The 15,397-nt window shown below is 63.8% G+C and carries 6 protein-coding genes; 4 read left to right on the top strand and 2 right to left on the bottom strand.

All coding sequences use genetic code 11. From position 1 onward, the window contains the following. Positions 1-93 precede the first annotated feature (93 nt). Together AC5O5R_RS18050 and AC5O5R_RS18045 are read left to right on the top strand one after the other, a co-directional pair. Entirely contained in the window at positions 94-2,391 is a 2,298-nt protein-coding gene (locus AC5O5R_RS18050; protein ID WP_172226140.1) for a fimbria/pilus outer membrane usher protein, read from the top strand. Then, entirely contained in the window at positions 2,388-3,356 is a 969-nt protein-coding gene (locus AC5O5R_RS18045) for a Csu type fimbrial protein (protein WP_172226122.1), read from the top strand. Before AC5O5R_RS18050 ends, AC5O5R_RS18045 begins: the two co-directional genes overlap by 4 nt. Positions 3,357-3,398: 42 nt before the next feature. On the opposite strand, the gene AC5O5R_RS18040 is transcribed toward AC5O5R_RS18045, so the two are convergent. Beyond that, positions 3,399-4,547 (bottom strand): M14 family metallopeptidase, encoded by a 1,149-nt coding sequence (locus tag AC5O5R_RS18040; protein WP_172226119.1) that lies wholly within the window; start codon positions 4,545-4,547, stop codon positions 3,399-3,401. A 178-nt stretch (positions 4,548-4,725) separates the two neighbouring features. Here AC5O5R_RS18040 and AC5O5R_RS18035 point away from each other — a divergent pair, with 178 nt between their 5' ends. Further along, the gene (locus AC5O5R_RS18035; protein ID WP_172226116.1) at positions 4,726-9,051 is read left to right on the top strand and encodes an NEL-type E3 ubiquitin ligase domain-containing protein; all 4,326 of its coding nucleotides are present in this window, start codon (positions 4,726-4,728) and stop codon (positions 9,049-9,051) included. Between the two features lie 86 nt (positions 9,052-9,137). On the opposite strand, the gene dkgB is transcribed toward AC5O5R_RS18035, so the two are convergent. Then, positions 9,138-9,941, bottom strand: coding sequence for a 2,5-didehydrogluconate reductase DkgB (gene dkgB, locus AC5O5R_RS18030; RefSeq protein WP_172226113.1), 804 nt, complete (start codon positions 9,939-9,941; stop codon positions 9,138-9,140). A gap of 247 nt (positions 9,942-10,188) precedes the next feature. On the opposite strand from dkgB, the gene AC5O5R_RS18025 reads away from it, so the two are divergent. Further along, entirely contained in the window at positions 10,189-15,330 is a 5,142-nt protein-coding gene (locus AC5O5R_RS18025; protein ID WP_494514632.1) for an NEL-type E3 ubiquitin ligase domain-containing protein, read from the top strand. Positions 15,331-15,397: the final 67 nt, after the last annotated feature.

Genomic DNA, 15,397 nt, shown 5'->3' with positions numbered 1-15,397 from the left:
CAGCGCATGGGCCAGGGAGGACCCGGCAATGGTTGGAAACCGTGTGTGAAATGGCTGACGGCGACGACGCGCCGCTGGTGCCTGGGGCTGGCCATGGTTGGCCCGGGGCTGGCGCTGGCCGACGACCTGCCCCCACCGCCCACGGAGATCTCCGCCATCGCCGACGCCACCCTGTACCTCGACCTGCTGGTGAACCAGATGCCCAAGGCTGAGCTGGTACCGGTGCAGCAACGCGCCGGGCAGCTGTACCTGGACAGCGAAGTGCTGCGCGCTGCCGGCGTGTCGGTGCCGGGCAACCCCCTTGGCGAAGTGGCTCTCGATGGCATCCCCGGGTTGCACACCGACTACGACAGCCAGAACCAGCGCCTGCTGCTGCAGGTGCCGCCGGCCTGGCTGCCCGATCAGCAAGTGGGTGACCGCAGCCTTTACCCGCCCAGCGAGGCGCGCAGCAGCTTCGGTGCGCTGTTCAACTACGACCTGTACCTGAACGATACCGATGAGGGTGGCACCTACCTTGCGGCCTGGAACGAACTGCGCCTGTTCGACAGCTGGGGCACGTTCTCCAGCACCGGGCAGTGGCGCCAATCGTTCAACGGTGCGCAGGCCGCCGAAACGCGGCAGGGGTTCCTGCGTTACGACAGCACCTGGCGGTTTTCCGACGAGCAGCGCCTGCTGACCTACGAAGCCGGTGACTTCGTGACCGGTGCCTTGCCCTGGACCAGCTCGGTGCGGGTGGGGGGCCTGCAGCTGTCACGCGACTTTGCGGCACGGCCGGACCTGGTCACCTACCCATTGCCGGCATTTGCCGGCGAAGCAGCGGTACCGACCTCTCTCGACTTGTTCATCAACGGCTACAAGTCCAGCACTACTGAGCTGCAACCAGGCCCTTACACGTTGACCAACGTGCCGTTCATCAATGGTGCAGGGGAGGCGGTGGTGGTCACCACCGATGCCCTGGGCCGGCAGGTGTCGACCACATTACCGTTCTACGTCACCAGCAGCCTGCTGCAGAAAGGCCTTTCGGACTATTCGCTGGCGGCGGGCAGCCTGCGCCGTGACTACGGCGTGCGCGATTTCGCCTATGGCCCGGGCGTAGCCTCGGGCAACCTGCGCTATGGGGTGAGCGACACCTTTACCCTGGAGACCCATGCCGAAACCGCCGAATCGCTGATGTTGGGTGGCTTGGGCGGCAACATGCGCCTGGGCAACTTCGGCGTGCTCAACGCGGCCTTGGCGCACAGTGAGTTCGATGGCGAGAAGGGCCACCAGGTCGCCCTGGGCTATCAGTACAACAGCCAGCGTATCGGCTTCAGTTATCAGCGCCTGCAACGCCACGGTGAATACGCCGACCTGACCCGGGTCGATACCCCGGACATTCAGCTGAGCAAAAGCAGCGAGCAGGTCACCGTCAGCGTCAACCTCAACGAGTACGGCAATCTTGGCGCCGGTTACTTCGACGTACGTACTGGTGATGGCACCCGCACCCGGTTGATCAACCTGAGCTACAGCCGGCCGCTGTGGGGCAACAGCAGCGTCTACCTGTCGGCCAACCGCGAAGTCGGCGACAGCCAGTGGGCGGTGCAGGCGCAACTGGTGATCCCGTTCGACCTGCACGGCACCCTTGCCCTGGGCATCGAGCGCAGCAAGGAAGGCCAGAGCTTGCAGCGCGTCAACTACAGCCGTGCGGTGCCGGTGGGTACCGGCGTGGGTTACAACCTGGGCTATGCAACGGGCAGCGATCGCGATGCCTATCGCCAGGCGGATGCCACGTGGCGGCTGCAGTCGGTGCAGTTGCAGGCCGGGGTGTATGGCAGCAGCGGCGAGATGACCCGCTGGGCCGATGCCAGCGGGTCGCTGGTGTGGATGGATGCCGGGCTGTTCGCCGCCAACCGTATCGATGACGCGTTCGTGGTGGTCAGCACCGAAGGCTACGGCGATATACCGGTTCGCTACGAAAACCAGGAGGTCGGCCGCACCGATGCTGACGGGCACCTGCTGGTGCCGTACAGCAGTGGTTATTACCGCGGCAAGTATGAGATCGACCCGATGGACCTGCCGCCGGATATCCTCGCACCGGAGGTGGAGCAGCGGGTAGCGGTACGCCGGGGCAGCGGCTATCTGCTGGAGTTTCCGCTCAAGCGCGTGCTGGCGGCCAGCATCGAACTGGTCGACACCAGCCAGCACGTGCTCAAGCTGGGCAGCCGTGTGACCCACGAACAGTCCGGGAGCCAGGCCGTCGTCGGCTGGGACGGGCTGGTGTACCTGGAAAACCTCTCGCCCCACAACCGCCTGCAGGTGGAGCTTGAAGGGGGCGGCCAATGCCAAGTGGAATTCGACCTGCCCAAGGCTGAAGGTTCGATCCCCCTGGTTGGCCCGTTGGTGTGCAAATGAAGACCTGGTGGGGCGGGGTGTGGGCGTGTGTCTTGCTGTTGTCGGCGGGCTCGACCTGGGCCAAGTGCCTGGCGGTGCCGACCCTGCCTGTGGCATTTGGCACACTCAACTCGACTCAGGTGCGCACTGTGTCCCAGACGGCGTCTACCACCAATGCAGGCTTGCAGTGTAACGGTACGATACTGAGCGTGCTCAGTAGCGGCGACTCGTTCAAGTTGACCGTGGCGCCGACAACCGGTGGATTGGTCGGGCCCACCGGCGATGTCATCCCTTACACGCTGTATGCCGACGCCACCACCAACTTTCCGATTACCCGCGGCGTAGCCTTTGAATTTGGTCGCACTGGTATCCTCGACCTGCTTGGGCTGCTCAATGGCACACCCAAGGCGGTGCCGCTGTATATGCGCACCCAGATAGGCAGTAACGTCGCTGCCGGGGTGTACTCGGAAACATTGACGATGAGCTGGGCGTGGAATTATTGCGAAGGGATTGCCATCGGCGGGCTGTGCATCGGGCGTGACAACAGTTCAGGGTCACAACCCCTTACGGTAAGCCTGACGGTGACCAACGACTGTCAGATCACTACGCCCAATATCAGCTTCGGCAGCGCGCCGGTGGTGGCAGGTTTTGCCACGGTCAACCAGAGCCTGAGCGTTTCGTGTACCAAGGGCAGCAACTATACGGTGGGGCTGGATGACGGCCAGAACGTCAGCGCTGGGCGCAGGCGAATGAAGTCGGCGGCCAGCAATTACCTGGCCTATGACATATTCAAGAGTGCCGGGACGGTGCGCTGGGGGGCGTCAGGGGCGGCGCGACGCGCGAGCACGGATGCCGATGTCAATCCGGGGCTGGGTACCGGCACGGGCAGCCAGGTATTCAACTACAACGCCAAGGTCTACACCGACCAGGCTACGCCGCCGGCGGCGAGCTATACCGACAGCGTGATTCTGGATGTGCAGTTCTGAACAGCGTTCACCGCGGGCTCGCAACGACCGCGCCAGGCAGGCTCAGCGCAAATCGCCAACCATCTTCGCCAAGGTCTCCAGCACCGCACCGGCCAGTGCCCTGGAGCGTGCTCCGGACCAACCGGCAACCGCATCAGGCGCATCATCATGGTCCTTGAACGGCATTTCCAGGGTCAATGACAGGCAGTCATGAGCCATCCCCACCGCGTTGCAGGCCAGGGTCGTATTAGCCTGCCCCGGCTGATCGCGGGTGTAGCCATGCACGGTCTGGAAGTCGCGGGTCAGGCTGCAGAGGGTGCTGCGGAACTGCTCCTCCAGCTTTGCCAGCCGCGGCGTGTAACCCGGGTTGCCCTCGCAGGCGGCGGTGAACACATGGGGGATTTCTTCGTCGCCATGCACGTCGATGAACGCATCCACGCCGTATTGCTTCATCTGCGCCTGGGCGAAGAACACCTCCGGGCTGAGCTCGACGCTGGCGTCCTGCCAGGCGCGGTTGAGGTCCTTGCCCTTGAAGTTGGTGCGCAGGTGGCCGAGGAAGGCGCCATCGGGGTTCATGTTGGGGATAAGGTACAGGTCGGCCTTGGCCAGCAGACCCTGGATCAGCGGATCGTTGGCTTGCAGGCGGTCGATCACGCCCTCCATGAACCATTCGGCCATGTGTTCGCCCGGGTGCTGCTGGGCAATCAGCCACAGCTTGCGCTTGCCTGCAGCGCCGTCGCCGGCGCGTAGCAGCGGGATGTCGCGACCCTGGACGCTACGGCCGCTGGCCAGCAACTCGACCCCTGGCAACTGGCATGCACGTTCGATCAGCTGGTTGTGACGGGCGCGTGGGTAGGGTTCGAAGTAGGCGAACCAGATCTGCGGCTGTTCTGCCGTTACCTCGAACGACAGGGCGTTGCCGTCGAACTGGCTGGGCACGCGGAACCAGCGCTGCTGGTCGTAGCTGGCCACGGCGTTGTAGCCGCTCCAGGCGTTCTTGTAGGACGAGCCGGAGGCATTGTCGAGGCTGAAGCGATGGACCTGCCCCGGTGTGAGCCCGCTGACCTTGAAGTGAAACCACTGGTAGTGGCCGCTGTGCGTGTCCGGGCGGATGTTCAGGTGCACATCAGCCGGGTTGCTGGCATCCAGCACCTGGATATTGCCAGAGTCGAAATCGCAGTCGATCTGCAGGGGGGACAGCGTCACGGTCATGTGCAGGGCTCCTTTGCGGGCGTTGTTGTAGGGGTACTGTACACCGATTGGCAGGGTTGCTGTGCCTGTGCGTTTTTCTGGATGCGTGCCCGGTGGGAATAGGTGCGCAGACGTATCTACCGCCGCAGTCTTGCCTGGCAGGGTGTGATGGTGCCTTTGCCAAAAACAGAGGCCGAGCATGCCAATCCCCGTACGCCCCACACATTCCGATACTTCCATCGACAACCTGATCGCCAGCCGACTGCCCGTTTGGCTGAAGCAGGCATCAGCCACCCGCCTGCTCGAACTGCATGACTGCCTGCATGAGCAGCAGATCGTGCAGCAACGGGTAAAGGCGCTATTTGCCGGCCTGACGCCGCTGGACGCATTTGCGGCGCCCTTGCTCGAGAAAGCGCTTCTCGGGCAGATTGCGCGGGCACTGGATGTACGCAAGGCCACGCTGCAGTTTCAACTGATCGAGCATGTTCCTGCCGCTCGCCCGGAAGCACCGGGTACCGTCCAAAGGCGCACGCTGCGACACAGCTTGCTGGCCGCCGCGCTGCACAACTTCAGCGATGGCGAAGCCAGGTCGCTGGGTGTAACAGACCAATCGATACTGCTGGGCGCCGACGGCAAAGCCCTGCCCATGACGACCAGGGCCTTCGCCGAGCTCTGCCGCACACTTGACCTTGGCGGGCTCTACCAGGCCTATCTCAAGGCGCACTTGAAGGCGCCGGGGGGCGGCGTTGCGACGCTGCTGGAGCAAGGCCAGCGTCATGCATTTGAAGCGGCCCTGCGCCTGGCAGCCCTGAAGGGCGAGATCCACGAGGAAGCGTTGGTGCAATGCCTGGCGATGATCACTGCTGCGTCAGGGACGGTCTCGCGCATGCGCCCGGCAGCGCTGCGTGTGCTTGGCAAGCGTGTGCGTGGCGCAGCGGCCTTCGAACTGCACCGCGACGGCCTGGGCCTGGGGCGTCTTGAGGGCGTGTTGTGCTGGCTGCCCGACGACCCACACGGCCCGATAAGCTGGCACCCTTCCTGGGACGGGCTGTTCCAGACCCTGGGCCAGCGCTATCGATCGCCAGGCTACCCCGGGTATTTTCAGCGCTTCATCAGCGAGCGTGACCGTGCGAGCTACACCGTGGCATTGAACAGAGCCCTGGCGCAGGGGGCCGTGGAGCTTGATGGGCGTCACGAGGTCATCAGCGAGCCGTTATTCCTGTTCCTGCGCAAGACCCAGCTCGACACCCTGTTCGACGATGCGCAGGTGCTGGCTGTGCCGACGGCGGTGCAGGACAGCGCCGAGCGTGATCGGCGCCTGCATTTCTATGCCGACACCGGTCTGGACCTGCTGGGGCTGGCCAGTTTCTTCGTGCCCGGCCTGGGCCTGCCGCTGCTGGGCATCGCCGCGCTGCAGGTGGTGGATGACGTCTATGAAGGGTATCTCGACTGGCGCTTGGGAGATCGTCAAGGCGCCTTGGAACATGCCTTCAGCGTTGCGGTGAATGTGGCGCAAGCGGCGCTGGCTGCCGGCACTGGCGCAGCTTCGGAGCGCCTGCTGCGCCGCGCGTTGTTTGTCGATGGGTTGGCGCCTGTGCAAACCGCAGAGGGCCACTATCAATTGTTCGATCCCGGCCTCTCGGCCTATGCGCTGAGCGATGACCACACCGCCGTCGGCCAGTACGCCAGGGTCGACGGCCAGGCCCGATTGCGCACGCATCAGGCCGCTTTTCAGGTGATCGGCGACGCGTTCGAGGACCAGTTGCATATCCGGCATCCCCAGCGTGAAGGGGCTTATGCGCCCAGGCTGCGACACTTGGGTGATGGAGCCTGGCGCCATGAACTGGACACGCCGCAGGCCTGGCAGGGCGTCGAGTTGCTCAGGCGTTTTGCCGGTGACCTGGCGGAGGTGGATGAGCAGGCGGCTCACGATGTACTGCAGGCGACGGGCTACGATGACGATCGCCTGCGCCGTTTGCACCTGGAAGAGAGTGCGGCGCCGGCACGTTTGCGCGATGCCCTGCAGCGCCGCCAGCTGCACGCACGATACCCCAGGCTGCAAGGGGCGGCGTTCGAACAGCATTTCATCGAAAAGCAGCGGGTGCTGTCGCCTGGCGCACAGCTGTTGCAGCGTGATTTTCCCGGTCTGACGGCCCGCGGGGCAACGGAAATCGTGCAGCAGGCTGACGAGTTGCTGGTGCAGCGCATGATCGACCGGCAACGGGTACCACTGGGCTTGGCCGAGCAAGCGCGCTGGCTGTTGAGGGACAGCCGACTGGACCGAGCATGTGCCGGCCTGACCATGGCCGAGGCGATCAACGCCGACAGCGAGCGCCTGGCATTCGCGTTGTTGGGGCAATCGGTGAGCTGGCCCGATACCTTACGGGTTGAACTGCACGACGCCGCGCGAGGAGGGCCACTCCTGGCGCAGGTGGGCAGTCCCTGCGCCACTGATGTGCGTGTCATCGTCAAGGGCCAACTCGGTTACCAGGCGTTGGACAATCCTGCGGCGCCGCTGGAGGAGGCGAACAAGCATGGCAGCTTGATGGCGGCGTTACTGCAGCAATTGAGCGACACGCAGCGGCAGGCGCTGGGTGCTGCGGGGCAATCGGCCGGTGAACTGGCGCAGGCGTTGGCCCAGCGAGCCTTCACACGGCGTGATGAGCTGGCCAGTTTGCTGGGCATGGCGCCCGTTCCTGGCCGCGTCCGCCCGCCCGTACGTTTGGGCGATGGCCGGCTTGGATACCCGCTCAATGGCCGTGGAGAAAGCAGCACCGAGTCGCTGCGCCAGGCAATCAGGCGCGTGCTACCCACATTCACCGATGACGATGTCGAGGAGTTCATGGCGTCAGCGGGCCGCCATGGCATGACGCCCTGGGGGCGGTATTTCCACGTGCATGACCAGCTGCGCTTGCTGGAGAACGCCTTGCACGCCTGGCGTCGCGAGTCTGCCAGCCCGGTTCAGGCGGTGCGGCGTGCCTGGGTGGCAAGGGTCATTCGACGCGCCTGGCAGCGGCAGAATCGGGACGCCCACGGCAACCTCCAGCTATTCATCCATGGCTGGCGGATCGGCGCGCTACCGCGTTTGCCTGACGCGGTCGACTTCAGCCACATTGCACGCTTGAGCCTGCGCAACATGAGCCTGCTGGATATCGAGCCTGGTTTCTTGCAGCGCTTCGGTCGGGTGCAGGGCCTGGACTTGCGTGGCAACCTGCTGACCGCAATACCACCCGGCATCGAGCAACTGGTCGAGTTGGTGGAACTCAACCTCTCCGACAACCATATCGCCCTGACCCGTGAGGGGAGCCAACGCATCGCTGCGTTGCAGCGCCTGCAGTCACTGGACTTGCATCGCAATCTGCTTGGCCAGGCCCCGGACGTTCGTACGCTGCGCCGCCTGCGCAGCCTGAACCTGCGCATGACGGGGTTGCAGGCACTGCCCCAGGCGTTACTGGAGTCGCCCATGCTTGTGGTTCTCGACCTGCGCGAAAACGCCATCAGTGAACTATCGGAGCCGGTGCTCGACCTGTTGCAAACCCACATTGGCTTGGTCCATCTGCATGGCAATCCGTTGTCCCCACAAGCCTCGATGCAGTTGCACGCGCGACTCGCACGACGGGCGACAGATGTGATGCCGGCCCGTGATCATGAAGACGTGCTGGAAGATGAGCGCCTGCGTTGGCTCTACGGGGTCAGCCCGGCAGACCAGCCGATTCGTATGGCACAGTGGAGCCGTCTGGCGGAGGAAGAGGGCGCACAGGACCTGTTCCGTTTTTTTGCCGACTTTTCACGCTCCAACGATTTCCAGCGCCAACCTCATGAAATGTGCCGCAGGGTGTGGGGCATCATCGAAGCCTGCGAGTTGAACGGGGAAGTACGTGAAGCCGTGTTTCGCCAAGCCGCCGGCCCGCGTACCTGCGCGGACCAGATGCTGTTGATCCTCAGTACCCTCGAGGTGCGCACGCTGGCCGCCCAGCGTACCGCGGGGTTGCAGGGCGCCTACGCGATGCGGCCTTTGCTGCAGCTGGGGCGGGAGCTGTTCCGTCTGGATCAGGTCGATCGCATTGCCAGCCGGCATATCCAGCAGGCGCGCACGCGCAGTCCAGCCACGCAGGTTGATGATGTAGAGGTGCATCTGGCCTACCGGGTCGGCCTGTCGATACCCCTCGGCCTACCGGGGCAGCCCTCGGAAATGAACTACGTACACGCCAGCGGCGTGAGCAAAGTTGACCTGGAGCTGGCCGAGCGTGAAGTCTGGGCCGCCGAAAGCCGAGGAGCCCTAAGCCGTTCGCTGGCTGAGCGTGAATTCTGGCAACAGTACCTGCAAACCCTGCATGCCGACTGGTTCGAGTCCATGAACGCGCCATTTCATGAGCGGCTGGCGCTTCTTTTCGAGCAGTCCGAACAGTTGACCGACCGGGTGTTCACCGAAGCGATCGAGGCGGTGAGAACCGATCAGTCGGCGGCTGAGCGGGCGTTGTACCTGGAACTGACCCGGCAAGCCTATGACCGGCACCCGAACTGAAGGCGCCCTCACCGAAATGGCGCAATCCGGGAGCAGGCTCGCCCGCGAAGTGGCCGGCTAACCCGTGCTCACAGGAAAAAGGGCTATCAATCCCAGGCAGGCGCCAGGCCGTCTGGGCTGACTTCACGGCCATTACGCTCCAGCGTGGCAATACGTGCCATGTCGTCGGCATCCAGCTTCAGGTCCCGGGCAAGCAGGTTGCTGGCCAGGTTTTCGCGCTTGGTCGATGACGGGATTACCGCATAACCCAGCTGCAAGGCCCAGGCCAGGGCAACCTGGGCGACCGTGGCCTTGTGCTTGGCGGCGATCTCGGCCAGTACCGGGTCTTTCAAGACCTTGCCGTACGCCAGGGTCATGTATGAGGTGACGGTGATGCCTTGTTCCTTGAGGAACGCGCTCAGCTTGGCATTTTGCAGGTAAGGGCTGAGTTCGATCTGGTTGGTGGCGATTTCGCCTTTGCCGACCACGTCGATGGCTTGGCGCGTAAGCTCGATAGTGAAGTTGGAAACACCGATTTGACGGGTCAGCCCCAACTGCTTGGCTTCGGCCAGGGCTGCCATGGATTCAGGCAGGTCCACGCCGTTGCCTGGCGCTGGCCAGTGGATCAGCAGCAGGTCGACATGGTCGGTGCGCAGCTTTTGCAAGCTGTCACGCAAGCTGGGCACCAGCTTGTCGGCCGCATAATTGTCGACCCAGATCTTCGTGGTAATGAACAGGTCGCTGCGCGGCACGCCGCTTTCGGCGATGGCCTGGCCAACTTCGGCTTCGTTCTTGTAGATCTGCGCGGTGTCGATGACCCGGTAGCCCAGCGCCAGGGCCGACTTGACCGAATCGATGACGGCCTGGCCGGTGAGGCGGAAGGTGCCTAAGCCGAACGATGGAATGCTCATGGAAGTGCTCCTGCTGGTTGGCTGAGAATAAACCGCACTCAGGTGTAGCCCGGTGCCAGTTCGAATGACGGCCAGTGTGCGGGTTTTATCGGGATTGATTAAGGCGAGTGGCGCGCAAGGTCTTTTGACCTGAAGACAAAGGTCGAAGCCGCTAAGCTAAAAGCAGCCGGCCGGGTGGTGCAATACCTATCCAGTTCTCAGGCCTCTGGAGTGGTGCAATCGCTGCTTTCGCCGAGAACAGCCAGCGATGCCCAATTCGACATTTTCCCCACACTCTGCCGATGCCCTGATCGCCAGAGGCCTGCCAGCCTGGCTGACCAATGCCTCGCTTGAGCGCCTTGGCACACTGCATGAGAGCCAGCAACGGCAACAGCAGCTACAGCAACGTCTGCACGACAGCCTGGCGCGCATCACCCCGGTGGCGGCGTTTGCCCAGCCATTGCTGCAGCAGGCACTGCAAGCACAACATCAGTTGAACCTGGACGTGCGCCAGGCCCAGTTGCGACGCAGCGTCCTGCAGCGCTTTCCTTCCTATATCGCGCATATTCCAGATGCGCTCAGAAGGCAGGTCTACCAGCACAGCCTGTTGCAATCGGCGCTGCACAACTTTACCGAAGCTGACACCTTCGCCAGCGGGCTAGTGCCAAGGGCTGACGTGCTGGATGGTGACGGTAAGGTGTGTGCCATTTCAGCGTCGGCATTTTTCAAGTTGTGTCGGTCACTCGACGTGGGTGGCCAGTACCAGCGGTACCTGCAGGCACATCTGGTGCCGGGAGGCGAGGCCGACTCGCTGATTGCGCAAGCTGCCCGGACGAACCTTGAAGCGGCGTTGCGGCTGTCGCTCGTCAACGGTGAAATCGCAGAACAGGCCCATGGTCATTGTGCGCCGTTGCTTGCCCTGTGCGCGACGGGCGCTGCTTTGCCCGCTTGGGTCCGCCCAATGCAGCTGCGGGTATTCGGCCAGAAGGTGCGCGGCGCAGTAGCGTTTGAAATAGCCCATCAGCCAGCAGACGGTGAACGTTGCGAAGGGGTCCTGTGCTGGATCCCCGATGACCCTGAAGGCCCATTGACCTGGTACGCGTCCTGGGGTGTGTTGTACCAGACCCTGGGCAAACAGTTCCGTTTGCCCGGCTATGTCGAATTCTTCCAGCGCTTCATCGGCGAGCGGGACCGGGAGGCCTACACGCGTGCCTTGGCCAATGCGTTGAGCAAGCTCGCGGCGGATGCGCCAGTGATGCTGGATGGGCGTCATGAACCTATTGCAACGCCGTTGTTCGAGCACTTGCGGCAACAGCAGGTGGATACCCTGCTGGACAACGCCAAGGTACACGCGGTGCCTACCGCCGAGGTAGACGCGCAGGTGCGTGAAAAGCGCCTGCATTTCTACCTGAGCTTTGCTTTGGACGCCTTGGGCCTGGCGAGCTTTGCCTTGCCGGTACTGGCCTTGCCCTTGCTGGGGATCACCGCATTGCAGGTAGCGGAGGAAGTGTATGAAGGCTATGCCGACTGGCAGCTGGGCGACCGTCAGGCGGCGCTGGAACACTTGTACGCAGTGGCGCAGACCGTGATCATGACGGCTGTCAATGGAGGGGGCGGGGCCGCCGTGAACAGGCTGGCCCGTGCAGTCCATGTTGATGAGCTGGTACCGGTGCACACGGCTCCCGGCAGATTGAAACTGTGTGACCCTGCGCTGCCAGGCTATAGCGTCGAGCACCGGGGGGAGATCGGCCAGCTCGTCAACACGCAGGAGGGCGACTATGTGCGCACGCAGGTGGCGAGCTACCTGACATCGCTGGACCCCGACACTCAACAGCGGCGCATTCGCCATCCGGTGCGCTCCGATGCCTTCACGCCACTTCTGGAGGATAACCAGGCAGGTGGCTGGCGGCATGAACTTGAGCGCCCGCAACACTGGGAGGGCAGCGTAGAACTGTTTCAGGGGCTGGGGCACGATTGGGCGCAACTTGACCCGCAGGCGGTGGCTGAGGTGCTGCGCACCACCGGCCTTGGTGAGGATCAGCTTCGCCGCTTGCACGTCGACCATGCCCCGCCCCCGGCGCGCCTGCAGGATGCCGTGCAGCGGCATCAGCTGCATGCCCGCTCGCCCGGGTTACGCGGTGAGGCCTTCGAGCGACAGTTGCAGGCATTGCAGCCAGCGGCGACCGAGGCCGAAGCCTTGTTGCTTCGGGACTTCCCCGGCCTGTCGGTAAACGGCGCCCGCGAAATCATCGGGCAATCCCCCGAGGCCCTGGTCGATACCCTGCATGCGCAGCAACGCGTGCCGCTGTCCCTGGCCGAGCAGGCCCGCTGGTACCTGCGCGATGCGCGACTGGATCGCGCCTGTGCAGGGCTGGTGCAAGTCGCGGCGATCAACAGCGACACCGAGCAACTGGCCTTGGGCCTGATCGCTTCCAGGGCGCCTTGGCGAAACGTTCGGATCGAACTGCGCAGCGAGTCTGTCAGGGGCGAGATGAGGGCATCGGCCGGCGCACAGTCAGCCGGTGAGGTGCGTACCCTGCTGAAAACCGCCGTGGGTTATCAAGCTCTGGATGCTCATGGGCAGGCGTTGCCCGGTGCCCAGGCCCAGGACAGTCTGTTCAGGGCGCTGCAGCTGCAGCTGGACCCTTGGCAGCAGCGCGTGTTGGGCGAGGCTGGTGAAGACCCTGAAGCGCTCGCTGATGCTTTGGCTGGGTGGGCTCGCGAGCAGCGCGACAGGCTCCCCGCGCTATTGGGTATGGCGCCCGTAGGCCTCGGCTTCAGGCCGCCGCTGCGGCTAGGTGATGGTCGCCTGGGCTATCCCCTGAGCGGCCGCGCAGAGAGCAGCAACGCTGCGCTGCGCCGGGGGCTTCAGCGGTTGTTCCCGCATGACGAAATCGATGTGGACCACTTCGCTGATGCTGCCCGTGGGCTGGGGCTTACGCCCTGGAACCGCTACTTGCAGCTCTGCGAGCAGTTGCAGGCGCTGGACCAGGCGCTGGGGCGCTGGCGGCGCCAGTCGACAGGGCCGCTGCAACTGATCCGGCGGGCGCGCATGGCCCGGCGCATTCGCCAGGCGTGGCAGCGCCGCATTGCCGATGCAAGCGGCGAGTGCGAACTGGTGCTGGATGGCTCAAGGTCAGGGTCGCTGCCAGCACTGCCCGAGACGGTGAGTTTCGACCATGTAACCCGGTTGACGCTGCGTGACCTGGGCCTGGCGACAGTCAGCGAGCGCTTCCTGGGTCGGTTTCCAAATGTGCTGCGGCTGGATTTGTCGGGCAACCACTTGACGGCGGCCCCCGACACCTCACACATGGCCGTGCTCGGGCTGACCGACCTGAGCAACAACCGTATCGTCGAGGTGACCGAAGCGCAGGCCAGGCGGATACGCGCCAACCCTGCCTCGGTACGCTTGCAAGGCAACCCGCTGTCACCGGTTGCGCTTGAGCGATTGGCTGTCGAAGCCTTGCCACCTGCCGAGCCCCGGGCGATGGCGGGTGACCCCTGGTTCGAAGATATCGCTGAACAGTTCGTCGCAGATTGCAGGACCGAGTGGCAGGTGCTTCAGCTGGAGGGCGGCGGCAGCGGTTTCTTTGCCTTCCTCGAGGAGCTGCGCGGGTCAGACACATACGCCCGCAACCCGCGGGATATCAGGCGCCAGGTCAACGAGTTGCTCTGGGGCATGTATCGCCATGAGACTGTTCGGCAGACGTTGTTCGAGCTGGCGACCATGCCGCGCCGCATCACCAGCCTCGATGAAATGATCGTCGGCATGAAGCTGGCTTTGCGAACAGCGGGGCTGCGTGGAAGGCCCCTGGAGCGTGAACTACGTGACCTTGGGCGTGAGCTGTTCAGGCTCGAACAGGTCGATCGATATGCTGCCGCTCACATCGAGCGCCTGCGCCAGCGGGCTGAGCAATTCGATGAAAACGAGGTGTACCTGGCCTTCAGGACCGCGCTTGCCGAACCGTTAGGGCTGTTCGGCCAGCCCGAATACATGAACCTGGAGCATGTCCAGAGCGTGACGTCGGCCGAACTGATCGAGGCCGAAGCTGCAGTCTACGAGGCGGAGACGGCCGAAGTACTCGGCGGGTTTCTGGCCCGGCAACAGTTCTGGCAGGACCACGTGCGAAGCGCGTATGCCGATCGGTTTGCGGGTATGAGCCAGCTCGATCCAGCTCGGCGCAGCGCTGAGGAGCAGGCGTTGACGCTGAGCCTGGCCCGCGGCAACTACTGGACCTGGTATCGACTGCAACCCCCTTATGGCCCTGGGATCCGTGCTTTCGCTCATCTGTCGCGGGCGCTGGAGCAGAGCCTTGAAGCGTGGCACGGGCAGCCTGGGGACCCTGAGTATGCAGGGCGAAAACATCTCGCTGACCTGCTCCGCCAGTTATGGCAGTCGCATTATCACGATAATGCCGCGCCACTTGATACCAGTATCGAAGGGGTACTGCTAAGTACCCTGCCAGAACTGCCAGCGGGCATCATGTTCGATCGGCTGCGTGCCTTCTCGATATGTAACCAGCAGCTGTCGGTCATCGAAGCGGACTTCCTGCGGCGTTTTCCCAACATGGAAGACCTGGATTTGTCCGGCAACTGCCTGGCCGAACTGGACGGGCTCGAGCATCTGCCGCAGCTGCGCCGCCTGAACCTGGGTGGCAATCAGCTAGGGAGCCTGGCGGGCCTGCAGCATCTGAACCTGCTGACGGACCTGGACCTCAGTGGCAATCAGCTCGGTGAGCTGCCTGCCGCAGTCGAGCAGTTGGCGCAACTGAGCAACCTGGACCTGTCCTTCAACCGGATATCGGTGCTGGACGACCGCATCGCGCAGCTGTCAAACCTGGAGAGCCTGCACCTGCGCGGCAACGTGCTGGTCAGCCTGCCGGGTAGCCTTGGCCAGCTTACCGGCTTGCGAACGCTCGACCTTGGGGGCAACCGTCTGACAACGGTACCGGCCAACCTGAATCAACTGGGCAGGCTGACCCAGCTGTCACTTTACGACAACCTCATCACCCTGGACGCTGAAGGGCAATCACGGCTGGAGTGGTTTTCCCGTCTGGAAGTCCTTGGCCTGGGCCGCAACCCGCTGGGTGCCGCGCCGCAGTTGCGCTTCAATGTGCACCTGCGCTTTGTGTCGTTGCGCGCCACCGGCCTGCGCAGGGTTCCGCTTCGCCTACTGCAAAGTTACCCCGACATGATCGTGGATTTGCGGGAGAACCGGATCGCGACCCTGAGCGCAGAAGCCATGGAGTGGATCGAGGCGCACCCGTGGGCAGCCGACCTTGCTCAGAATCACCTGAGCGAGGCGACCATGGCGCGCATCCATGAGGCTTTGATGCGGTTACGTGAGGAGCAGGCCAGAGAAGACCAGCAGCCAGAGCCAAGCATGAAATCCCCGAGCAGGGGCGGTTGATACGGGCGGCAGTGACGCCTGCAAGAGAGCAGGCTGGCCCACCGGGCGGTGGGCCAGTCGGGTAACG

It is taken from the genome of Pseudomonas sp. 8_5_2, assembly GCF_059295255.1.
This window is presented reverse-complemented; position numbering and strand designations above follow the sequence as displayed.